Source organism: Acetivibrio cellulolyticus CD2 (assembly GCF_000179595.2).
Classification (GTDB): domain Bacteria; phylum Bacillota; class Clostridia; order Acetivibrionales; family Acetivibrionaceae; genus Acetivibrio; species Acetivibrio cellulolyticus.
The window spans coordinates 967,569-992,508 of sequence record NZ_JH556658.1 but is presented as its reverse complement, the minus strand read 5'-3'; the positions used below and the strand labels follow the sequence as shown (position 1 = coordinate 992,508).

Here is a 24,940-nt window from a genome sequence, read left to right as displayed (position 1 = left end):
GAACAATAGTGCCAATAGTTTGCATTATACAAGTTTACCAAAATTTTACCGTCACTTTAACTTGCAATTTATAAAATTTTATAAAAAAGTAAAAAAATATTTACAAGGCAAAATATCTGTGGTATAATTCTGACTTGTGGAAATACGGACGGTCCGCTGTTAAAATACAAGAACGTCTAGGCAGGAGGGAGGATGACAAAGCATGGATATAATTAAAGCAATTGAGCAAGAACAGTTAAAAGCTGAAAAGCCTAAACTTGAAATCGGTGATTACGTAAAAGTACACGTTAAGATTAAAGAAGGCAATAGGGAAAGAATTCAGGTTTTCGAAGGTACTGTTATTAGATTGAAAGGTGCCGGCCTGAAAGAAACTTTTACAGTAAGAAGGGTTTCTTACGGAGTAGGAGTTGAGAGAATCTTCCCGGTTCACTCACCAAATGTGGATCATGTTGAAACTATTAGAAAAGGTAAAGTAAGAAGAGCAAAGCTCTATTACTTGAGAGACAGAGTAGGAAAAGCTGCAAAGGTAAAAACAAGATTAGGTTAATAACTAATACAAGAAAAGGGACTTTAGGTCCCTTTTTGTTATATTAATGAAATTTACACACTGCTTTTTGAAAAAGCGTTTGCTTTAATCATAGCTAAAATAGGTTCTTTTATATTAACCAATAAGGTGTTATAATAAAGTTCATAAGAATACATTTTTGATATTACATATTTTTTGGGAAGGATAAGTATTCTAATTTAGTAATGCACGCAGCAATAAACTATATAGAGAATAGGGTTGTAACTTATGGAGTTTAATAAAAATCCTGAAAATCAAGATAAGGCATACGATAAAGAACTTGAGAAGAAGTTTGGTGTGAACTATGAAAATGAAAAGCCCAATTTTACAAAAGAACTTCTAAAATGGCTTTTGGTAATTGTTGTTTCTGTAATTATAGCCCTTATGCTTAGAGCATTTGTTTTTGAATGGGTAATAGTACAAGGACAGTCTATGGAGAATACCCTTTATAATCATCAAGTTTTGTTTGTTGATAAAATAGGATATGCGTTAGGATCGCCAAAGAGGGGTGACATAGTTATATTTGAGGTTATTCAAGGAGATATTGGCTATATTCCTATCACAAAGAATATACCTCTTTTGCAATCATTGATTCCACCAAAAAATGAAGTTGATTATATTAAAAGAGTTATAGGATTACCAGGAGATAAAATAGATATAATTGACGATAAGGTATACGTAAACGGAATAATACAGGAAGAGAATTATATTAAGGGGATTACAAGGAAGCAGAATTTTGAAATTCCATGTACTGTTCCCGAGAATAAAGTTTTTGTTATGGGTGATAATAGAGAAAATAGTAAGGATAGCAGGCAAATTGGTTTTGTTGACATTGAAAAAATCAAAGGTAAAGCGGTGTTCAGGATAAGGCCGCTTAAAGAGTTCGGAAGCATTTACGATTGACTTTTGGCGTTAATAAATTCCTTAGTGCTAATAATGTAAGGGTTTTGGAACGTCAAGCGACAGAAGGCATAACTAAATTGGAGGTAAAAATGAATATTCAGTGGTATCCTGGTCATATGGCAAAGACCAGAAAAATTCTAAACGATAATATGAAGTTAGTGGATGTAGTAATTGAGCTGTTGGATGCAAGAATTCCGATAAGCAGCAAGAATCCAGACTTTGATGATATATTTAAAAATAAGCCCAAAATAATTGTTTTAAACAAGTCAGATTTAGCAGATGAAAAGGTTTGTAACAGCTGGAGTAAGTGGTATAACTCAAAGGGTTATGCCAATATTTTTATTGATTCCATTAAAGGTAAGAACATAAATCAGCTTAAGGGTCAAATGCAAAACCTCATGAAGGATAAAATCGAAAGGGACAAGCTTAAAGGTAGGATTTCAAGGCCGATAAAGACAATGATTGTCGGTATCCCAAACGTCGGGAAATCTTCTCTTATAAATAAGATTGCAGGCAAGGCAAGTGCCGTTACGGGAGATAGACCTGGTGTTACTAGAGGAAAGCAGTGGATAAACGTTAACGACCAGATACAGCTTTTAGATACACCGGGGATATTATGGCCCAAATTTGAAGATATTGAAGTCGGTCTAAATCTTGCAATAACAGGTGCAATAAAAGACGATATACTCGATACTGTTGAACTTGCATCAACGCTGTTTGAAAAGCTGGTTAGACTCTATCCTAAAAATCTGATGGAAAGATATAAACTAACTTCAATTGAAGGTAAAACCGGGCTTGAACTGCTTGAAATTGCAGGAAAGAACAGAGGTTGTATAATATCTGGCGGTGAAATCGATATGAGCAGAATTTCTGCCATTGTATTAGATGAACTGCGTGGAGGTAAGATTGGCAAGATAACATTGGAAAAACCGGAGGACTCAGGAAATGGCGGAAACGGCTAAAAAGCTCACTTTAAAACAAATAGAAGGCTTATTAAGCGAAATGACTATTGAAACGGCTTTAGAAAAGCTATATGGGTTTAAGGAAGAGTATGGAGCTAAAATTGATAAACTTGTGCTAAAATACGAAAAGAGAAAGCAGGCTCTTGAAAAAGAGTTAAAAAGATTTGAAGACATGTGCCGTTTTGAAAAAGAAGCATATGTTATGGGTGCAAAGTTTATTGCAGGTATTGATGAAGCAGGAAGAGGGCCATTAGCAGGTCCTGTAGTAGCTGCTGCTGTGATACTTCCTGAAAATGTTTTCATAAATGGCCTTAACGATTCTAAAAAACTAAGTGAAAAACAAAGAGAAGAGCTATATTCTATTATTACGGAAAAAGCAATAGCCTATGATGTAGGTATAGTTGACGAAAAGGTTATTGATGAGCTAAATATTCTTAATGCCACAAAGATGGCAATGGAAATTGCAGTTGAAGGACTGAAAGTAAAGCCTGACATACTGCTTATTGATGCTGTAAAACTTGATAGTTTAAAAATCAAACAGGAGTCTATAATTAAAGGTGATGCCCTGAGCATATCTATAGCAGCTGCTTCAATTATTGCTAAAGTAACAAGAGACAGGTATATAGATCAAATGGATTCTGTTTATCCTGATTATGGATTTCGTAAACATAAAGGATATGGAACAAAAGAACATATAGATGCTATAAAAAAGTTTGGAATTTGTCCTATACATAGAACTACCTTCACAAAGAATTTTACAGCTTAGTGACTAGGAGGCTGATTATATGAAAAAAACTATATCTTTGGTAGTATTTTTTATTGTAATACTCAATTTTATTACATATACATTTGCCGAGAGTACATCAATTAAGATGCAGATTGGAAATAATACTGCTAGTTTTAATGGAGAGAATAAAGCTTTAGATGTAGCACCATATATTGAACCGAAAAGCGGTAGGACTATGGTTCCATTAAGATTTATAACTGAAACCCTTGGTGAAAATGTTTCATGGGATAACGCAAATAACGTAATTGTAATTTCAAAAGGGCTTAAAGAAACATCATATACTAACATAAATGAGTTTTGGAATAATACAGAGGGCTATATTTTTCAAGTTAATAATAGATGTTATATACACTATATCGGAGACACAGCGCAACCAGGATATCAATTTACAGGGCATGGTACTTATTTTGATAAAGATAAAAATATTATTTTTGAAGACAATTTTATTATAAATCCTTATATGTACCCTAAGAATGGTTCGGATCTGGATCAGGAACCAATAATTAAAGACAATAGGACCTTAGTGCCAATAAGAGCTATATCAGAAGTATTGGGTTATGAAGTTAGCTGGAATGCAAAGGATAAAACTATTTTGATATCAAAACAATAATTAATTGTTTGAAAATTTCATCTCTACAAGAAAGCTCCTCCTATGATTTTATTTTACCATGGGAGGAGTTTTTTAGATTAAATTCAAGTCATATCTATGGAATAACATATAATACCTCAGGCAACATGCTATAAAATAAATTGGAATTTGTCCGATACATAAAATAAGCTCTGCAAAAAAATATATAGATTGGTACTTTGTTGTTTATAGATAAAGTACTTTATTGAGCCTGGAGGGGGGGATAGGGATGAAAATTGAGGGATTTGTTGGCAATTTGGATATTAGTACAGCCAATGTGACTGACGTCCTCGGAAGACTTGCGGTCGGAGATATTATACGGGCAAAAGTACTCAATATTGTAGCTAATGAACTTATGCTAAAGCTATTTGACGGTACTACCTTTAGTGCAAATTCTCTGTCTTCTTTAGATATAGAACAGGGGGATACTGTAGATTTTGTTGTTAAAAATAACTCTAATAATCAGTTAGTGCTGGAAACAGTAAAGGGAAACGATTATAATCAAAAATCTGTAAGCAATACAGATTCAAATTTGAAAAAACAGCTCTTGGAGCTTGATATAAAGCCCGATAAAAAAAATATGGAGATTGCTAAAGAAATAAAACAAAATGATCTGCCTTTGAATAAAGATGTATTCGGGAAGATTGCGGATACAATTATCAGTTTTAAAAACGTAACACCTCAAAAAGTTGCATATCTTATTGCAAACAATATAATTCCAGAAGAAAAGAATATAGCCCTTTTAAATCAGATTATTGATGAAAAGCAAAAAATCAGTCCAATGCTTCAAGATACATTCAAGACGTTATCGGAAATAACAGATAAAGACGTTATAACGTCAATAAGTCATGCTTTGAAAGAAGCCTCTGTAGTTAAAAGTCCTGATCAGGGAAAAAGCGCTACAAATTCTTACCCCACAAAGCAGGAATTCATAAGAAACACGGTAGAAAAAGCAGTTACCGCTGGTAGTTCTTCCGTATTTAATGATCCAACGATTCCTGAGATTAAAGAAAAACTTATAGAGTTTATTAATGTAAATTCAAAAAAAGTTTTTAGCGATAATCCTGACCTTACAGATAATAAAATGTTAATGGAAAAGGCTGTATTATTTCTAAAGGAGAATGTGCAGAATTTTGAAAAATCAAATATATTTCAAGGCAAATTCATTGACAGTATTTTAAAAAATGTATTTCAAAAACTGAATGAAAAATCAAATCTTACCGATGCTCTTGTCAAAAATGAAATGCCTGCAAAACAACCTTTAGAAAAAGCTGATTATGAAAAGGCTCTGAAAGATGTATTGGACAAATTTTACGTGAAGGTTGATGAAGGCACTTCCGGTGAGGACCTTAAAATTAAAAAAGTATATAAAGAAATGTATGAAAAGCTTGATGTAATAAAAAGTGCAATAGAGCATTCAAATCCAGCCAACAAGGATGAGTTGCTAAATAAAATTGATAATCTGCAAGGCAACCTAAAATTTATCAATGAGCTAAACAATCACAGTACGTATATACAAATACCACTGAAAATGTTTGATAAGAATACAACAGGCGAGTTGTATGTGCTAAAAAAAGGCTCCCGAGGGAAAAAGATTGATCCTCAAAATGCCTCAGTACTTGTATCGCTAAATACTCAGAACTTAGGACAAGTCGACTCTTTGATAAGTGTAAACAAGAAAAATATAAGTTTGAATCTTAGAGTTGAAGATCAATCCATTATTAGCTTTATAAAAGAGAATTATATAGAACTGTATAACAGTCTGCGTGCTAAAGGATATAAGCTGGTAGATGCTAAATACAGGCTTATTGACGAGAGAATTAATGTAATTAATGCTGACCGGACAATGAAAAAAGAACTGGATTTGAGCAGTCAATCAATAGACTGTAAGATTTAAAATCTATTATACAGGGTGATATAAATGCCAGAGAAGAAAGATAAGGTAAAGCAGGTCGCAGCTTTAAAGTATTCGCCCCAAAGCAATCGTGCACCTGAGATAATCGGTCTTGGGAGCGGGGAAATTGCAGAAAAGATAATTGAAAAAGCTAAAGAGAACGATATACCTATATATAAAAATGATGAACTTGCAAGTACACTAAGTCATTTCAAAATAGGAGATGAAATTCCTCCGGAGCTTTATGAAGTTGTGGCGGAAATTCTAGTATTTGTAAGTAACATCGATAAAAGATTTGGAGATAAAAAATGGAAAACACGCTGAACAATAAAAGAACTGCGGGAACTGTAGGTGAAAAAATAGCAGAAGAATATTTAAAGGAGCATAATTATTCCATAATAACTATGAATTTTAGATATAAAAGGCTTGGAGAAATCGACATAATTGCCCGGGAAAACAACTATATTTGTTTCGTTGAAGTTAAGACGCGAAGCACTCTTGAGTACGGTTTACCAAGTGAGGCTGTAAACTATAAAAAGCAGGAAAATATAAAAAAACTGGCTAGTATTTTTATTGGCCAAAACAGATTGTATGATGCAAATATTCGTTTTGATGTTGTAGAAGTGTATGTCAAGAAAGAAAAGGATACTATGACTGTAGAAAAAATAAACCTGATAAAGAATGCCTTTTAGGCATGATGAGAAAATAACTATTTGTTTTCATAGCTAGGAGGGATAAATTGATGCATGAAGGGCATAGAAAAAGATTAAAAATGAGATTTTTAAAGGACGGTCTAGACAGTTTTGAACCTCATCAGGTTTTAGAACTGCTTCTTTTTTATTCAATTCCACGTAAAGACACTAATGAACTGGCCCACGAACTTCTAAGTAAGTATGGGTCATTATCTGGAGTATTTGAGGCTGACCCAAAGGACCTTTCTCAAATTTCCGGTGTTGGTGAAAGTACAGCGTTTTTGTTAAGTCTAATACCCCAACTGTCAAGAAGATATTTTAATGATAAGTGGGGAGAAAAGCCTGAACTGAACAGTTCTACCAAAGCTGGCCAATATGCAGTATCACTCTTTGCAGGGCGGACATATGAAGCATTTTATATTATTTGCCTGGATTCGCAAAACAAAGTCAACTATTCTGAACTGGTTCATGAAGGTACAATTAACGAAGCTCCTGTGTACCCAAGGCTGCTAGTTGAAGCTGCAATAAGGCACAAAGCCAACAGCGTTATTCTTGCCCATAATCATCCGGGCGGAAGTTTAAATCCTTCCAGGGCGGATATTGAAGCAACCAGGACTATTTGCAATGCGTTGGAATCAATATCAATAAAAGTTATTGATCATATAATTGTTTGTGGCGGAAAATACTACAGTTTTGCTGAGAATGGCAGAATGGAAGCAGTAAAATTCTAACTTTTCAATTATATCTTTTCTCATGCCAAATTTTATTTCATAGAAAGTTTCTAGTATTGTTGCATCCAAAAAAATGAATAAAGTCATCACAATAAATGATAAATTTATTAATTGTATGATGAACAAAAATGTATTAATATTATTTTAGAGGGAAGTAATATTTAAATAATGTAAAGTACTAAGGGATAACGAAAAATAACACCTTATTCTCATATTTTGAAAAACAATATTTTTTCGTTATCCATAGCAGAAACTTATATTTTAGTCGTACCTAATCAACGTAACAATCTCTACAAAACTAATCTACAGGAATCCATTTTGTAAAATATTTTTTGAGTAAGGAATAGCTGAAATACTATTTCGGATTTTATAGCCGAAGTTATATTTTTAGCGTGACTAAGTAGTTTTTTACTCATCAATTTTTAATAAAACAACTAATGTTATTGGAGGTGTTTAATAACACAATTTAAACATGCCAAATTACTCAAATTTTTGAAAGGAAGGGATAGGATGAAAAAGAGAAGTGATTTTTCAAAAAAAGCAAGGTCTTTGATTGCCAGTGCAGTTATCCTTGCTACAGCAGTTATTCCTGTTAACACGCAGACTCTTAATGCTGCTGATGTGGAATTCAACTATGCAAAAGCATTGCAGTATTCTCAGTATTTCTACGATGCGAATATGTGTGGTACCGGTGTTGATGAAAATGGTCAATATATGTGGAGAAGTGATTGTCACGTATACGATGCAGAGCTTCCGCTTGATTCTACAAATACCAATATGTCAGATAGCTTCATTAGCAAAAATGAGAGTATACTAGATCCGGATGGAGATGGAAAACTCGATGTTGCTGGTGGTTTCCATGATGCGGGTGACCATGTTAAATTCGGTATGCCTGAAGCATATTCCGGATCAACAGTAGGATGGGGCTTCTATGAATTCAGAGATCAATATGAAGCTACCGGACAAGATACTCATACTAAAACAATATTAAGATATTTTAATGATTATTTTATGAAGTGTACATATTTGGACGCTGACGGCAAGGCAATAGCTCTTTGCTATCAAGTAGGTGACGGTGATATTGACCATGCTTATTGGAATTCACCTGAAATAGATGAAATGTTCAGAAAAGGGTGGTTTGCTACTGAAGAATTACCTTCAACTGACTGTGTGTCAGCAACTGCAGCTTCGCTTGCAGTAAACTATATGAATTTCAAGGATGAAGATCCAGACTATGCAGCAAAAAACCTTAAGTATGCAAAAGCGCTGTTTGAATTTGCAGAGAGATGTGAAACTAAAGAATGTAACGCAGATGGACCTAAAGGTTATTATGCGTCATCCAAATGGCAGGATGACTATTGCTGGGCTGCATCATGGCTTTATTTAGCAACGCAGGACGAGCATTATCTAGAACAAGTATGGAAATATTTCGACTATTATGCACCTTCTTGTTGGACACATTGCTGGAATGATGTATGGGCAGGTACCACATGTATTTTGGCTGAAATTAATGATTTATATGACAAAGATGGACAAGTATTTGAAGATGCCTACAGAACAGTTGCCAAAAAGAGTCCTTATGAGACTATAGATTTTTGGAGCCAGATAGCAAAAACAGTAGATAATTGGATGGATGGAACAACAGTTACAATAACACCAGGTGGATACTCATTTCTTAATCAGTGGGGTTCTGCAAGATATAATACTGCTACCCAGCTGTTAGCGTTTGTTTATGACAAACATCATGGTGATACCCCATCTAAATACGGTGAGTGGGCCAAATCACAAATGAATTACTTGTTGGGTGACAATCCAATCAACCGTTGCTATGTTGTAGGCTATAGCGACATTTCTGCAAAATACCCACATCATAGGGCAGCATCAGGTTTATCAAAATGTGAAGATCCTGATCCGCATAAATATGTACTTTATGGTGCATTAGTCGGTGGCCCAGGCGTAAAAGATGAACATAAGGATGTTACATCAGACTATATTTACAATGAAGTAACAATAGATTATAATGCAGCATTTGTTGGAGCTTGTGCAGGTGCTTATAGATTCTTTGGTGATTCTTCAATGCAAGTTACGCCAAATTTTCCACCACCAGTTGATATAGATGATGGCGGTGATACTTCTGGCGGCTCTGCATATTGGGTTGAAGCATTTGGTGTTGACATAGCGCAGAAGGATGGACCAAAAGCTACAGAAATAACTTTCTATGTATGTTCTAATGTTAGAAAAACTTCAAAAAATATTTCAGTAAGATATTATTTTGATTCTACAGGAATGACATCGCTTGAGCCTGAAATAATTGAATTGAGACAGTTATATGATCAGGCAGCAACTGAAACTGAATATGCAGCTGAGCTATCAGGACCTCATTTGTATAAAGATAAGATTTATTATATTGAAATAAGTTGGCCGGGTTATGTAATTGCTGGCTCTAACAAGAAATACCAGTTTGCGCTGGGCACATATGCTTATCAAAATTATTGGAATCCAGCGGATGACTGGAGCTATCAAGGCCTAAGTATTGAAGATAGCAATTGGACAGGAACACCTGTGAAAACAGATAATATTTGCGTTTATGATAATGGAGTTCTTGTAGGAGGTATTGAACCAGATGGATCAACTCCTATAGTAACAACAACAGCCGCTGTAACTCCAACGCCTACAATAGCAACTCCAACACCTACTACAACAAATGTAATAGTTGGTGACTTGAACGGAGATGGAAAGGTGAATTCAATTGATTTTGGCTACTTAAGAATGTATCTTCTTGGAACGATAAAAGATTTACCAGCAGAGGATGATTTGAAAGCTGCTGACTTAAATGGTGACAAAAGTATAAATTCAATTGACTTTGGATACTTTAGAATGTATTTGCTAGGTACCATAAAAGTATTCCCCGCAGCATCGTAAACTCAATATAAGAATTCTCTTTCTAAAAAAGATAGAAATAAAAAAGAATTATCTCATGAAGGTATTTGTGGGATAATTCTTTTTTTATGCCTAAGAAAGTTGCATTTCTTTCTAGCCTGAATGTAAATCACAGGTAACATATTTTATTATTAGTCTGCATAGATTATAATTAATCTCTAGATAAACTTAAGCATGGGGGATTAGGCGATGATAATTTTTGATGCACATTGTGATACAATTACCAAAATAATGGAGATAAATTCAAATTTACACACCAGCAACTGCCATATTGACATAGCAAGAATGAAAAAGATAGGTAATTTCGTTCAGACTTTTGCCGCATATATTGATCCGGCATACTCTCAAGCATATGCAATGAAGCGTGCAATGCAGATTATAGATAGGTTTTATAATGAAATAGAAATATATAAAGACGATATAATGTTATGTTGTAATTACAAAGATATTCAAAAGGCAATATCGGATGGAAAAATAGCTGCAATGCTTTCTATTGAAGGTGGCGAAGCACTTCAGGGGGATTTGGGAGCTTTAAGGAATTTCTACAGGCTTGGTGTAAGAAGTATTTGCCTCACATGGAATTTTAGAAATGAAATAGCCGATGGAGTAAAAGATGGGGAAACGGGTGGAGGACTTACACCATTTGGTAAAAAATTGATAAAAGAAATGAACAACCTTGGAATGCTTGTTGACTTGTCACATATTTCAGAGAAAGGATTCTGGGATGTAATTGAGACCACCGATAAACCAATAATTGTATCACATTCAAATGCACGGGTTATTTGTTCACATGCAAGAAACCTTTATAACGATCAGATAACAGCTGTAGCAAAAAATGGCGGAGTAATTGGAATAAACCTTTACCCTGATTTTTTAAACGACACCGGTAGAGCAACAATAACTGACATTATTAAGCATATCGAGCATATTATATCTCTGGCGGGGGCTGATCATATCGGAATGGGAGCAGATTTCGACGGAATTGAAAAGACTCCTGAAGATATTAATGGTGTTGAAGCAATTAATGCTATATTTGAAGAATTGGGTAAGTTAAATTATTCCAATGAAGTGATTGAAAAATTTGCAGGTGGTAATTTCCTACGGTTGGTTAAGGATTTATTATAGAATTAATCTACTCATATTTTTTATAACCCTCTCCAAAAAGGCGCCTAAATTATAATTTTAGGTGCCTTTTCTTTAATTATGTATTTAAAAGCATCAATAATGTAACTGTATCGTGTTTATGGTGTACAATTTGGGCTGTTCCTTAATAAAGGAACTTTTGGTAATAAGTTAAAAGTGAATAAATAAATATTATAACTTGCATTTTTTTCTCAAATTTAAATTAAAGGGAAAGATGTTGAGAATGCTAATGATAAAAACAAAAATTAATTAGAAAATATATTTGCATAAACAAAATCAAAATCTTGCAAAAAATCATATAATATATTAAAATGAAATACATAAACATTTAAAACTGGAGGGTTAAATATGGAACTTTCAAAAAAGGCACTTTCAATAAGTCCATCATCAACACTTGCCATAGATGCAAAAGCAAAAAAAATGAAAGCTGACGGAATTGATATCATAGGTTTTGGAGCAGGTGAACCTGATTTTGATACCCCAGAACATATAAAAGCTGCTGCAATAAAAGCAATTAATGATGGTTTTACAAAATATACGCCGGCTTCAGGTACTTTGGAGTTAAAGCAAGCTATATGCAATAAGTTTAAGAAGGATAACGGACTTGACTACAAGCCTGCTAACATTGTAATAAGTAATGGTGCAAAGCATTCATTAGTAAATGCTTTTCAGGCTATTTTAAATCCTGGAGATGAAGTAATAATACCTGCACCGTTCTGGGTTAGCTATCCTGAAATGGTAAAGATAGCTGATGGCGTTCCTGTAATACTTAATAGTACTGAAGAAGAAGGATTTAAGTTCAGTGTAGATAAATTGGAAAAGGCTATAACTGCAAAAACAAAAGCAATTGTAATAAACAGCCCAAGTAACCCTACAGGTATGATATATACAGAAGATGAGCTTAGAGCTATTGCTGATCTTGCTGTTAGCAAGGAAATATTTATTGTATCTGATGAAATCTATGAAAAGCTCATTTATGATGGATACAAACACATAAGTATTGCTTCATTCAACGATAAAATAAAAGATTTAACAATCATTGTTAACGGTGTATCAAAATCGTATTCAATGACAGGTTGGAGAATAGGTTATACAGCTTCTAACGAAAAAATTGCAACTATCATGGGCAATGTTCAGAGCCATGCAACATCAAATCCTAACTCAATAGCACAAAAGGCTGCACAGGCAGGATTAGAAGGACCTGAAGATGTTATGAATATGATGGTAGCTGAATTTGCTAAGAGAAGAGACTACATGGTTGAAAGGATAAACTCAATTGACGGAATATCCTGTATAAATCCAAACGGTGCATTCTATGTTATGATGAATATTTCAAAGATAATCGGAAAAGAATTTGCTGGAGTTAAGATAAATGGTTCCGATGATTTTGCAAATGTGCTGCTTGAAAAAGCAAATGTTGCATTAGTCCCAGGTTCAGGCTTTGGAACTGATATTCACGTAAGGCTTTCTTATGCAACTTCACTTGAAAATATAAAAGAAGGATTAAATAGAATTGAAAATTTCTTAAATAAATAATATAATGTACGAAGGTTATGTTTGTTAACTAGCCTAAATCATTCTCATATTTATAAGTTTTGTGGCGAGAATAATTATTCTCGCAATTTTTTTGTGGATTTGGCCGTAAAAAAAATGTATAATAAACTTTGGTAAAGGAATGATTAAAATATTACTTATATTTTGAAAAAGCTTATGGAGGTTGAGGAGTTTGAAAAATACTTATGAAAGTCCCTTGAATTCAAGATATGCCAGCAGTGAGATGCAGGAAGTTTTCTCACCGGATATGAAGTTCAAAACCTGGAGAAGATTATGGATTGCCTTGGCAGAGGCTGAAAAAGAGTTGGGGCTTAATATTACTGATGAACAAATTAATGAATTAAAAAGTCATAAAGACGATATAAATTATGAATTGGCAGAGGCTAAAGAAAAGGAATTCAGACACGATGTTATGGCACATATTCATGCCTATGGAGAGCTTTGTCCAAGTGCAAGGGGGATTATACACCTCGGTGCAACATCATGTTACGTAGGTGACAATACAGACATTATAATCATGCATGAAGGTTTGAAACTGCTCAAGAAAAAGCTTGTTGCAGTAATAAGCAAGCTTTCTGAATTTGCTTTAAAGTATAAGGATCTTCCAACTTTGGGCTTTACGCATTTCCAACCGGCTCAGTTAGTTACTGTAGGTAAGAGGGCAACACTCTGGATACAGGATCTTGCAATGGACTTGGAAGAGATGGATTTTGTATTGTCCAATATGAAGTTGCTTGGTTCAAAAGGTACAACCGGAACACAGGCAAGTTTTCTAAGCCTTTTTGAAGGTGACAATGAAAAAGTTAAAAAACTTGATAAATTGATAGCGCAGAAAATGGGATATGATAAGGTGTTTGCTGTTTCAGGTCAAACTTATACAAGAAAACTTGACAGCAGAGTTTTAAATTTACTTGGAAGTATTGCGCAAAGTGCATACAAATTCAGTAATGACATGAGATTGCTCCAAAATATGAAGGAAGTAGAAGAACCGTTTGAGAAAAATCAGATAGGATCTTCTGCAATGGCTTACAAGAGAAACCCAATGAGATCTGAAAGGATTTCTTCACTTGCCAGATATGTTATAGTTGATACATTGAACCCTGCAATTACAGCTTCCACACAGTGGTTTGAAAGAAGTCTTGATGATTCTGCAAACAAACGTATCAGTGTTCCTGAAGCATTTCTTGCAGTAGATGCTATTCTAAATATTTATATTAATATTGCGGATGGACTTGTTGTTTATCCAAAGGTTATTGAAAAGCATATCCTTGAAGAGCTTCCTTTTATGGCAACAGAAAATATCATGATGGAAGCTGTAAAAAGAGGTGGAGACAGGCAGGAGCTCCATGAAAGGATAAGAGTACACTCTATGGAGGCTGCTAAAAAGGTCAAGGTTGAAGGTGGAAAGAATGACCTTATAGAGCGTATAGCATCTGACAGTGCATTTAACTTAAATATTGATGAACTCAATTCGGTTTTAGAGCCTAAGAACTATGTGGGTAGATCTCCACAGCAGGTTGAAGAGTTCGTAATTGATGTAGTAAAGCCAATTCTAGAAGCTAACAAAGATATAGATATAAAGGTTGAACTTAAAGTATAATTATAAGCGTTTTGTTAAAAAGGAGGGAAGGGTTTTCCTCCTTTTTATTATGTGTTTTAATTGTGGCAAAGTTAAAAATGTGTTGAATTCTTGAAGGTGATATAGTAAAATTAGTGAGGACGTAATGACGTGTTATTATACTTAACTCTATAAATCTTCTTGGGAAACTCGTCTGTCGAACAATAATTTATAGGTTGATAAAAAAGTTAGGGGGATTTTCTGTGATAAATAAATATAGTAATGTTCCTCTTTATTCCCAATTAAAAAATTTAATAATTGACAAAATTGATAATGGCGAATATCAGCCTGATAGCAAAATTCCATCAGAGCAGGAGTTATGTGAAATATATGATATAAGCAGGCCTACAGTAAGACAGGCTATCAGTGAGCTTACCAACAGCGGATATTTATATAAGGAAAAGGGTAAGGGAACTTTTGTATCAAAATCCAAATCTACAATAGATGTAAAGGCCTATACAGGCTTTGCCGATTCTATTTTGGATAATGAAGTTCCAGGTGAGAGAAATATTGTTTTGATGGAATCTGTTACAAACAAAGAATACAGGAAACTTTCCGATATATTTTCAATCAGTTACACACAGACTTTTGATTTTGCACGAATTATTTTTGTTACAAAGCTGGAGAATGAAATATATTCATACAATACATCATATATTCCCTTGAGCCTTTTCCCAAATATCATTGAAGATGTTAGGAATAAGAAGCAATCATTTGATGTATTAAGGGGAAAATATCCTTTGATACCTGTTAAAACAAAAAGCTCTTTAGAAGTTATTTATACCGATCCCAATGAAGCACAATACTTAAAAGTTCAGCCCGGTCAGCCCCTTATAAAAATCTCTAATGTGATATATTCAAAAAGCGGCCAGGTTGTTGAATATGTTGTATCAAAATATAGGGCAGACAAGTGCAAACTTACTTTTGAAAATGCAAAGTAATATGCAATTTTTGAGAAGTTTGTATATAAACGTTAAAAAGACTTCACCTGGATTAAAGTGTGAAGTCTTTAAAATTTATTTCACTTTGATACCCCAAATCTTTTGACCGCGTGTACCTACAACGATCATATCATCATAAACAGCAGGTGATCCCTCTACATTTCCACCAAGGGGAATTCTATCAAGAATATTACCGGTTTGGCCTTCTATAAGATGCATATACCCGCCTGAATCACATTGAATGATATAGGACTTTCCATCTTTAGTATAAATGTCAACAGGTGAACTCCAGCAATAGCGATCCATATTGATTAGCCATACTTCTTTTCCTGTTTCTTTATCAAAGGCTATCAGCTTACCGCCGTTTGTATTCCAGGATTTAGCGATGTTGAATATTACCAGATTGCTTATGTCATTTTTCCCTACAATAGGAGATGCAAGAGCTCCACCGTTCGTTTCACTAAAAGTACATTGATATTTATTTTCCCAAATCAGCTCACCGGTCAAAGCATTGATTTTTCGTACATAGCTGTAACCGTTCTTTCCCTGATGATCAACTTCACAAGCTGTATATAACGACACATTTGAACCTCCAAGATCCTCAATTGCTATTGTGCTGTCTGTATCATCGGTTACATTTCTTACCCATACAGGGCTTAGGGTATTAAGGTCAACACACTGCAAATATCCGCTGTTGTCTACAAAATAAGAAAAGTTCTTATATATTGCAATGGAGTTTTCGGTTCCTAGCTTTTTAACAGAAGGTGATTTGTATCTATATCTTAGAACTTCAGGATTAATTGAAACAGATCCTGCACTAAGATCAAAATTGCTATTTAACTTTACTGAGTAAAGAATTCCATTTTCACCGCATTCATATAATGTATCATTTTTAGTATCCACCAGGGGAGTTGAATCGAAGGCACCCCAATGCCTGTATGCACTGTTTTCTAATCCATTTATAAAATAAAGCATTTTCTGGTCAATGAGGCTGAATATCCTAAAACCAATTTTTCCAGTTACGCCGCCTCTCTTTTCAATACCTTGACCTGAATACAAAAGAGGCAATCCGCGAGGGTCAACGCTAACGCTGCCTTTTATAGGATAACCTATATTAATCGGGTTTCTGGTACTTTCGCCATTGTCAAGATCAAGGAAATAAATTTTTCCGTCAAGAGTGCCATAAATAACTTCCTTCAAATTTGTCTTATTTTTTTTATTTTCGACTATGTTCATTTTTGTGCGAATATCGTCACTCCACTTGACTATAGCAGGCTGACCATTCCAACCAACCCCTGTCCAAACGTCAATATAACCTATCTTGATGCTCCATACCTTTTCAAGCTTCTTTTCATTAACCTGAGCCGTACCATAGCTTGGGGCATTCCTAAAATTGTTTCCTCTAAAAGTTGTAACTCCTTCGATAATATTGTACTTTTCAGGGTTTGGAAAACTTATGTTTTTTTCAGTATCTATCCAATCCTTATCCTTTAAAACTTCCCATTTAAAACCGTGATAAGTTGGGAGGAGTTCATCTGGAATGGAAATGGTTTTTTCGGTAGGAGCAGTAGATGGGGTAGCAACAGGTTCTTCATTATTTAGGTCGATAACGCCGCTGTCACTATTTTCAGGTGATGCAATTATATTAGAGACAGAAGTATCATTGTGTCTGGCAAGGTATTTATCAAGTACAATAAAACTTGGAACAATCAATATCAATATAATGATATTTGTTATAAGTAACGCCTTAAAAAAATTCATGCCTTCCATCCTTTGTATTTAATAAATTGTGTATTTGTTTTTCTATAAATATATTAATCTAAATCTACGAATAAATAAATATGTTTGAGAAATAATTTTTATTTATTATTTACAATTATGGATTAAATTGCATGGTAAAGTGCCGCATTTTAAAGAACATTTAAAAAAAAAGCTTTGTAGGTATGTATGTTATAAACATAAAAAAATAGCTATGACATTAATTTTTGCATAGCTATTTTTGCATTATACAAATTTATTCCCTGCAACCAAATCCGCCGCAGCAGAAACATAAGATGAATATTATGATTAAAATCCAAATAAATTCATTACCAAATCCAAAGTTAAAACCGCCTCTTTCAGACATTTAACATTACTCCTTTCTTTTAGACTAAATAAATTAATCCTTACATGCGCCGTGACCACCGCATCCCCAGAACAGTAACGGGAACAGAATAATGAACCAAAGTATTGTATCGTTGTTGCAAATACCACCTAACAATCCTCTTTCTTCCATAGACCGCATCCTCCTTGTAACTTATTGCCCCTTAACTAATTCATAATATTAAAGCTAGATAAAATTTGTTACAAATTGACTAATAAATTCAGTTTTAAAAAGCTATTTAAAGAATTGTTGCTTATAAATGCACATTTTGAAGACAAATATAGAAGTGGGTTATTAGGGTGTGTCAGGGTCTGCAAATTCCGTTGACATCTATTTCATGTTATTATAAAATGATAAACGCGCTCTAAACCTGGTTATAATCTGGGGATTAGTGATACTTAGCGACCATAAGATTACTTTTTGGAAAGTCAGGGTAATTCATTTGAAGGGGAGAGTATTTTGAAGATATATACTGTCAGAATTAATACGCAAATTGAAAAACATATTTTTGATGAACTACTTTCTCTTACTTCCAAAGAGGAGCAGGAAAGAATAGGGAGGTTTAGGAAATTTGAAGATGCCCTAAGGGGGCTTACTTCCAATATTCTTTTAAGGTATATTATTGCATCTTCGCTTGGAAGGAAAAACAATTGTATTTATTTTAGCAAATCAGAATATGGTAAGCCATATATTGCAGGGAATGAAAATTTTCACTTTAATTTATCACATTCCGGGGATTGGGTAGTTTGTGCAGTTGACAATATGCCTGTTGGGATTGATGTTGAAAAAATTCATGATGTGGATTTAAACTTGTCAGCAAGATTTTTTTCTGAAGAGGAGCATTCTTACCTAATTACTTTAGATGAAAAAGAAAGAAGGGAAGCATTTTTTGAACTATGGACTCTGAAAGAAAGTTATATCAAAGCGGATGGTCGCGGTTTATCAATACCGTTAAATTCATTTTCCTTTACAATCATCGGTAAAAGCATCACATTTAAGACTACTAATCAGTTAAAAGAATGCTATTTTAAACAGTATGAGATTAACAATTCTTATAAGTTGGCTGTTTGTGCTCTAAATTCTGGTTTTCCAGAAAGCCTTACTGACATTTCATTTGAGGAGTTATATAAATTGGCTAATGTTCATTTGCTGTAATTACTAAATATCAGAACCGCGCAAAGTAGTATTTTAATATTTAATTAACATAATGTGTATTGTTTCCTCTAAAACAAGTAATATATTAAGAAAAGTGCGGATTATATAATTGTTGAAAGATAAATAGAATTATAATATAATTTAATTAGATTATTAAGCGTATAATATATAGTATAATTACTAAGGAATAGTTGAAATGTTATTTTCGACTTTACATATAGCTGGTTGTTTCGCTTCGTTACACTTTAGTTAAATTTGTTGTAATTATACATATTGTTATCGTTTGGAGGTTAGTTTTTACTATATTTGAACAACTATAAGAGCGGCATACTAAAAATTTAACCAATAAATCATATTTATCAATATGAACAATAAATAAAATCTATATAATCTCTTCATACCAATTCAACTTTGCATATAATTATTTAATTTTATAGTCAATATACCAATTCTTTATACTTATAATTTAGTGTTTAATCGCTTTTGTTATCCATCAAATATAAATATTTAAATTTTTTATGAAATATTTACGAATTTTTTATAAACACCGTATAAAAAAAATAAAATTTTTACGAAATACTATAATGGCTATTGATTTTATTAGTTGAAATGGATTTTATACAAAGATTCAGCAAAATTTTATAAATATAGTTTTTGATCTTGAGAAATAAAAACGTACGTTGAAAATTATTTAATTTACCTAGTGGTTGCTCTTTTGAGGTGAAAAGAGGTACAGTTCAAAAAAGGAGGTGCTAACTGATAGAATGTACTTGTAACTTTTAAAAGAGTGACTTAAAAAATATTGAGAATGTTAAATTTAAACATACCATGATGCAAGCATAGTAGTATTTGCTATAATACATGGAAACATTAATCTTTATTCTTAAGTCAACCTTGTAATAAAATGTAGAAGGCAAACATTATGCGTAGTTTTAGTAAATTCATGTACCAGATAACATAGTAATTTGTAGAGGATACGAGGCGGATAAATAAAATGTGTGTCACCGCATTAAAATGTTTAAGGGTACATGGAAAGTGATTTTTACTGTTGATGGGGAGTTCTTTAAAAAATCCAAGACTTACACCAACAGCAACTACTAGAGAAACAAAATTGTAGTACTGAATTAGAATGTCAATAAAAGAAAGTAAAGCACACTTAACACTTATCAATCCAATATCTCAACATAATTAATTCATATTCTATCTCGTCGCTCTTGTCAATTTCCAAACTTTGTACCATATATTTTTTATATTATAAGTTTTATTGCATTGATGTTTTAGGTTAGTTATCAATTTAATCCTTTGAAAGGGGATGTATATTTATATGAGGATAAGAAAAGCTTTATCAATTCTCTTAACAATTGCATTACTTTTAAGCAGCAGCTTGATTACAAGCATTGCTTTTGGAGCTCAAACTCCAAGTATTGAGCTTCAGCTTGATAAGACTTCAGCAAAAGTAGGAGAAACTATCACAGCAACGCTTAATATTAATAACATCAATAATTTTGCAGGATATCAGGTAAATCTGAAATATGATCCTGCAGTGTTACAACCTGTTAAGTCTACAGGCGCGCAGTATACCAATTCTACAGTACCTGAAAGTGGAACGCTACTTAAAAATAGCGATTTTGGTGTTTTGCCACAAGCATCTAATAATATAACATCCGGGATTCTAAACTTCGGTAAAGTTTATACAAACCTTGAAGATTACAAAGCAAACGGCAAAGCAGAATCTAACGGTTCGATTGCTGTTATATACTTTAAGGTGCTTCAGGAAAAAGTAACTTCAGTTGTTTTTGAAAATACAAAAACAATGCCAAGTGCTATTACTGGTACAAACATTTTTGATTGGACAGGAAATAAGATAACTTCTGGGTACACAGTTATCCAACCTGGATTGATAAACTCCAGCAATCAGAATCCATTAACTGACAGTAATATTTCCTTAGAATTTGACAAAACTTCAGCTGCGGTGGGAGATATTGTTAAAGCTACTTTGAGTGTAAATAATATTGAAAACTTTGCAGGATACCAGGTAAATCTGAAATATGATCCTGCAGTATTGCAGCCTGTTACAGCATCAGGAACACCTTTTTCTAAAAGCACAGTTCCATCAGGAGCCACAATATTGACAAATGAAGATTACTATAAATACCCAATGGCATCGCATAATATTTCAGAGGGTATTTTATGTTTTTCAAATACTTATACGAACCTTGAAGACTATAAAGCAAGCGGTATTGCTGAGACAACAGGTACTCTTGCAGTTATTAGCTTTAAGGTGCTTCAAGGTAAAGCAACTACAGTATCTTTTGAAGATTCACGTACAATGCCTAATGGGATAACCGGAACTATATTGTGTAATTGGAATGCGGAAAGAATTAGCGGTTATACAGTTAATCAGGCAGGGATACTTAATACAGACGGTCAGCAAATAGTAAACGGTAACATATCTTTAGATATTGACAAGACAACTGCATCAGTAGGAGATATTATTAATGCAACAGTAAGAGTAAATGGTATATCCAACTTTGCTGGATATCAGGTAAATCTGACTTACGATCCAACAGTACTCAAGCCTGTTAATGCTTTGGGTCAGGATTATACAAACTCCACCATACCTACATCTGGTACTTTACTTGGAAATTATGAATACGGCCCATATCCTGTGGCAGCTCACAATTTGTCAGGCGGAATATTGAATTTTGGTAAGTCCTATACAAATCTTGAGGCATACAGAGCGTCTGGAAGTGCAGAAACTTCAGGAACACTTGCTGTAATCAGCTTTAAGGTTCTTACAGCAAAATCAACAGCAGTTTTATTTGAAAATTCTGCTTCAATGGCAAATGGTATTTCAGGTACAATGTTATTTGATTGGAATGGTGACAAACTTTTGAGCGGGTATACAGTTACCCAACCTGCAATTATAACTGTTAATGGAAATGGTGACGATGTTGATGACACGAGTTGTATAAAACTTGATCTTGATAAAACAACTGCTTCAGTTGGTGATATTATATCAGCAACTCTTAAAGTTGAAGGAATGGCTGATTTGGCAGGCTATCAGGTTAACTTGAAATATGATCCGGCAGTTCTTCAACCTGTAAATCCGGCAACAGGGGTGGCATATGCAAAAAGTACAAATCCAACAGCCGGAGATTTACTAAATAATTCTGATTATGGAGTTCTCCCGATGGCATCTCATGATCTTGAAGCAGGAATATTGAATTTCTCAAGGTCATATACAAGCCTTGAAGATTATAGAACAAACGGAAATGAAGGCCCTGGGAAATTAGCTGTAATTGGCTTTAAAGTATTAAAGCAAACAGCTACATCTATTACCTTTGAAAATTCAGGTACTATGCCAAGCGCAATTATAGGAACAATGCTGTTTGATTCGTATGGTAACAAAATTAACAGTGGTTATGATGTAATTCAGCCAGGTACAATAAATGCTGATAGTCAGGATACTACTCCAAGTTACATAACAATGAATTTCGATAAGACTAGCGCAGCAGTTGGAGATACAGTAAAAGCAACTTTATCGATCAATAATATAGATAATTTTGCAGGGTACCAAGTAAACTTAAATTATGATCCTGAAGTTTTACAACCAGTTACTGCTTCTGGAGTTGCATATACTAACAATACTATACCAACAACTGGAGAAATGCTTTCAAATCAGGATTATGGAATATTACCTATTGCGTATCATGATCTAACTAATGGGGTACTTAATTTCAGTAAATCATATACCAACCTTGAAGATTACAGATTATCAGGAAGCCCTGAAAAAACAGGAACACTTGCTGTTATATCATTTAAGGTTTTAAAAGTTCAAGCAACTTCTGTTTCATTTGCAAGTACAAATACAATGCCACATGGAATAGATGGGACAATGCTCTTTGATTGGGATGCAAAAAGAATAATATCTGGATATAAGGTAATACAACCTAATACAATTAATAGTGCATATCCAACAGGTCCAATTGTAACACCTACAAAGACTGTTGTTGTAACGCCTACAAAGACTGTTGCTGTGACACCTACAAAAACTACAACTCCTACACCTACTGAAACAGCAATTGTTACACCTACAAAGACTGCTACCCAAACGCCTACAAAAACAGCAACACCTACAGCTACAATAGCAGTACCTACTCCGACAAGCACACAAACAAGTGGTGAAAGTTACATTACAATTGATTTTGACAAAACCACTGCAAAAGTTAATGATACAATAAAAGCAACTGTAAGAATTAGCAATATCGATAATTTCTCAGGATATCAAGCTAGCTTGAAATATGATCCTACAGTTTTACAACCAATTACTTCTAGCGGAACAGCATATACAAACAGCAGTATTCCTTTAAGTGGAACCATACTTACAAATGGTGATTATGGAACAATCCCTGCAGCATCACATAACATAACTGCTGGAAAACTTAATTTCGGTAAGTTATATACAAATCTTGAAGATTACAGAGCATCTGGAATACCTGAAGAAACAGGAACAGTAGCCGTTATAAATTTCAAGGTTTTAGCAGAAAGTGCTACATCTGTAATATTTGAAAATTCTACTTCAATGCCAAATGGCATAAATGGTACAATGCTGTTTGACTGGTATGGGGATAGAATTAAATCAGGATACACAGTAATTCAACCAGCAGAAATTAATGCAGGAGCAGTGCCTACAATAACAGTTGCACCTTCAAAAACACCGGTTGTAACTCCTACATCTACAAAGACTGCTACTCCTACACCTACGCAAATGCCTTCAAATTATATAACTGTAGACTTTGATAAAACAACAGCAGCTGTTGGAGAAACAATTACAGCTACAGTCAGAGTTAATAAAATAAGCAATTTCTCAGGTTATCAACTTAATTTGAAATATGATCCTGCAGTTTTACAACCAATTAAATCATCAGGGGCTTCATACACAAACAGTTCGATACCTGCTGCTGGAACTTTAATTGCCAATTCTGACTACGGTCCTGTTATTGCAGTTTCACATAACTTGACTTCAGGTTTACTTAACTTTGGTAAGTTATATACTAATATTGAAGAATACAGAGCATCAGGAAGTCCCGAAGAAACAGGAACTATAGCTGTTATACAATTTAAAGTACTTGCATCTACAGCAACTACCTTGAAGTTCGAAAATTCAACTTCAATGCCAAACGGCATAGATGGAACAATGCTGTTTGACTGGGACGGAAATAGAATTACTTCTGGATATTCAGTAATTCAACCAGCTCAGATAAACTAGATTAATTTAAAAAAACTTCCTGCTAAACAAAGCAGGAAGTTTTTTTTATGTAAAGAATAATTATAATTATATTATACTCTGTGCAAACATTGAAAAGTGCGCCCAAATATAGTATATTTAAGGTAGCTCAACAAGGGGAGTGGTAAATTTGGCTAATAGTGTATCGGGAGAAAAAAAGAAGGACTTTTTGGATAAGGTGGCAGACCGTATTGTAGTTTTATATGTGGCATTTGCCGTTATCCCAATTCTAACTCTGTTCAATACCTCTTTTAGGCTCTTATTTGAATGGTTTCTCTTCAGTTTGAATAGCTTTATGGGGGGATTTGGTAACTTTTTGGGGTTCTTAGGCTATATAGGCTTTGGAACTTATATAAAGAATAGTCTAATACTATGTTTGTTAAGTATAATAATTGGGCTAACTATTGCAATTCCAACATCTTACGCTCTTTCGAGATACAAGTTCAAGGGAGTAAATTTGTTTGCTATTTTAGTTGTAATACCCTTGTTAATACCGACTATTACATATTTTTTATCGTTTGCAGTTTCTATGAAATCCTTTGAACAGTTTACAAAAATTGATATATATAATTCTTACAATGGTTATATCGTCTTGGCTCTGATGTATTCAGTAATGTATCTTCCATATTGTATTTGGATTCTAAGGGGAGCTATAGTTGCGGTTCCGCCCGAGATAGAAGAGGCAGCAAGAGTTGACGGATGCTCAAACTTTAAGCTTATAACTAAAATCCTGCTTCCGTTAATCCGCTCAGGAATAATTGTTGCAGCTATGTTTATAGTGATGTTGGTATGGGATGAGAGGCTTTTGGTAGATGTACTTATGACAGAGGACAAGTATAGAACAGTAGCTCTCTTGCCAACTTACGAAGGCTTTAGATTTATATCGGGGCCTATATCAACGCTGCCAATACTTATTATATTTTTTCTAATCCAAAACAAATTTATGAAGGGTATTACCGGGGGCGCTTTAAAACAATAGACTTTATGTGCATCT

18 protein-coding genes are annotated in these 24,940 nt (G+C 33.9%); 17 read left to right on the top strand and 1 reads right to left on the bottom strand.

Features of this window, described 5'->3' with window-relative positions; genetic code table 11:
- The first annotated feature begins 202 nt into the window (after window positions 1-202).
- The 14 genes from rplS (at window position 203) to ACECE_RS0219700 (ending at window position 15,358) form a co-directional block, all read left to right on the top strand.
- Window positions 203-547 (top strand): 50S ribosomal protein L19, encoded by a 345-nt coding sequence (gene rplS / locus ACECE_RS0219765; protein WP_010250377.1) that lies wholly within the window; start codon window positions 203-205, stop codon window positions 545-547.
- Between the two features lie 246 nt (window positions 548-793).
- On the top strand, window positions 794-1,468 hold the full coding sequence (gene lepB / locus ACECE_RS0219760; protein ID WP_010250374.1) for a signal peptidase I: 675 nt from the start codon (window positions 794-796) through the stop codon (window positions 1,466-1,468).
- Between the two features lie 89 nt (window positions 1,469-1,557).
- On the top strand, window positions 1,558-2,430 hold the full coding sequence (gene ylqF, locus ACECE_RS0219755) for a ribosome biogenesis GTPase YlqF (RefSeq protein ID WP_026073927.1): 873 nt from the start codon (window positions 1,558-1,560) through the stop codon (window positions 2,428-2,430).
- Complete coding sequence (locus ACECE_RS0219750) at window positions 2,414-3,196, top strand: ribonuclease HII (protein WP_010250371.1); 783 nt, start codon at window positions 2,414-2,416, stop codon at window positions 3,194-3,196. The genes ylqF and ACECE_RS0219750 overlap by 17 nt, the downstream gene beginning before the upstream one ends.
- Window positions 3,197-3,215: 19 nt before the next feature.
- A complete protein-coding gene (locus ACECE_RS0219745; protein ID WP_010250368.1) occupies window positions 3,216-3,827 on the top strand; it encodes a copper amine oxidase N-terminal domain-containing protein in 612 nt (203 codons plus the stop codon).
- A gap of 247 nt (window positions 3,828-4,074) precedes the next feature.
- The gene (gene fliK, locus ACECE_RS0219740; RefSeq protein WP_010250366.1) at window positions 4,075-5,742 is read left to right on the top strand and encodes a flagellar hook-length control protein FliK; all 1,668 of its coding nucleotides are present in this window, start codon (window positions 4,075-4,077) and stop codon (window positions 5,740-5,742) included.
- Window positions 5,743-5,766: 24 nt separating this feature from the next.
- Window positions 5,767-6,063, top strand: coding sequence for an EscU/YscU/HrcU family type III secretion system export apparatus switch protein (locus ACECE_RS0219735; protein WP_010250364.1), 297 nt, complete (start codon window positions 5,767-5,769; stop codon window positions 6,061-6,063).
- Complete coding sequence (locus tag ACECE_RS0219730) at window positions 6,048-6,431, top strand: YraN family protein (RefSeq protein ID WP_010250362.1); 384 nt, start codon at window positions 6,048-6,050, stop codon at window positions 6,429-6,431. The genes ACECE_RS0219735 and ACECE_RS0219730 overlap by 16 nt, the downstream gene beginning before the upstream one ends.
- A 50-nt stretch (window positions 6,432-6,481) precedes the next feature.
- Window positions 6,482-7,162, top strand: coding sequence for a RadC family protein (gene radC / locus ACECE_RS0219725; RefSeq protein WP_010250360.1), 681 nt, complete (start codon window positions 6,482-6,484; stop codon window positions 7,160-7,162).
- A gap of 510 nt (window positions 7,163-7,672) precedes the next feature.
- Entirely contained in the window at window positions 7,673-10,084 is a 2,412-nt protein-coding gene (locus ACECE_RS0219720; protein WP_010250358.1) for a glycoside hydrolase family 9 protein, read from the top strand.
- A gap of 207 nt (window positions 10,085-10,291) precedes the next feature.
- Window positions 10,292-11,227: a dipeptidase gene (locus tag ACECE_RS0219715; protein WP_010250356.1), complete on the top strand. Its 936-nt coding sequence runs from the start codon at window positions 10,292-10,294 to the stop codon at window positions 11,225-11,227.
- Window positions 11,228-11,593: 366 nt separating this feature from the next.
- Window positions 11,594-12,781, top strand: coding sequence for a pyridoxal phosphate-dependent aminotransferase (locus ACECE_RS0219710; protein WP_010250355.1), 1,188 nt, complete (start codon window positions 11,594-11,596; stop codon window positions 12,779-12,781).
- A 190-nt stretch (window positions 12,782-12,971) separates the two neighbouring features.
- Window positions 12,972-14,399 (top strand): adenylosuccinate lyase, encoded by a 1,428-nt coding sequence (gene purB / locus ACECE_RS0219705; RefSeq protein WP_010250353.1) that lies wholly within the window; start codon window positions 12,972-12,974, stop codon window positions 14,397-14,399.
- A 221-nt stretch (window positions 14,400-14,620) separates the two neighbouring features.
- On the top strand, window positions 14,621-15,358 hold the full coding sequence (locus ACECE_RS0219700) for a GntR family transcriptional regulator (protein ID WP_010250352.1): 738 nt from the start codon (window positions 14,621-14,623) through the stop codon (window positions 15,356-15,358).
- Window positions 15,359-15,433: 75 nt separating this feature from the next.
- On the opposite strand, the gene ACECE_RS0219695 is transcribed toward ACECE_RS0219700, so the two are convergent.
- Window positions 15,434-17,119 (bottom strand): outer membrane protein assembly factor BamB family protein, encoded by a 1,686-nt coding sequence (locus ACECE_RS0219695; protein ID WP_010250350.1) that lies wholly within the window; start codon window positions 17,117-17,119, stop codon window positions 15,434-15,436.
- An 841-nt stretch (window positions 17,120-17,960) separates the two neighbouring features.
- Here ACECE_RS0219695 and ACECE_RS0219680 point away from each other — a divergent pair.
- The 3 genes from ACECE_RS0219680 to ACECE_RS0219670 all read left to right on the top strand — a co-directional run bounded on the left by ACECE_RS0219680 (window position 17,961) and on the right by ACECE_RS0219670 (window position 24,925).
- A complete protein-coding gene (locus ACECE_RS0219680; protein WP_010250348.1) occupies window positions 17,961-18,656 on the top strand; it encodes a 4'-phosphopantetheinyl transferase family protein in 696 nt (231 codons plus the stop codon).
- A gap of 1,324 nt (window positions 18,657-19,980) precedes the next feature.
- Window positions 19,981-23,928 carry a cohesin domain-containing protein gene (locus ACECE_RS0219675; RefSeq protein ID WP_010250346.1) on the top strand — a complete coding sequence of 1,316 codons (3,948 nt, stop codon included), beginning with the start codon at window positions 19,981-19,983 and terminating at the stop codon, window positions 23,926-23,928.
- A gap of 148 nt (window positions 23,929-24,076) precedes the next feature.
- The gene (locus ACECE_RS0219670) at window positions 24,077-24,925 is read left to right on the top strand and encodes a carbohydrate ABC transporter permease (protein WP_010250344.1); all 849 of its coding nucleotides are present in this window, start codon (window positions 24,077-24,079) and stop codon (window positions 24,923-24,925) included.
- Window positions 24,926-24,940 lie beyond the last annotated feature (15 nt).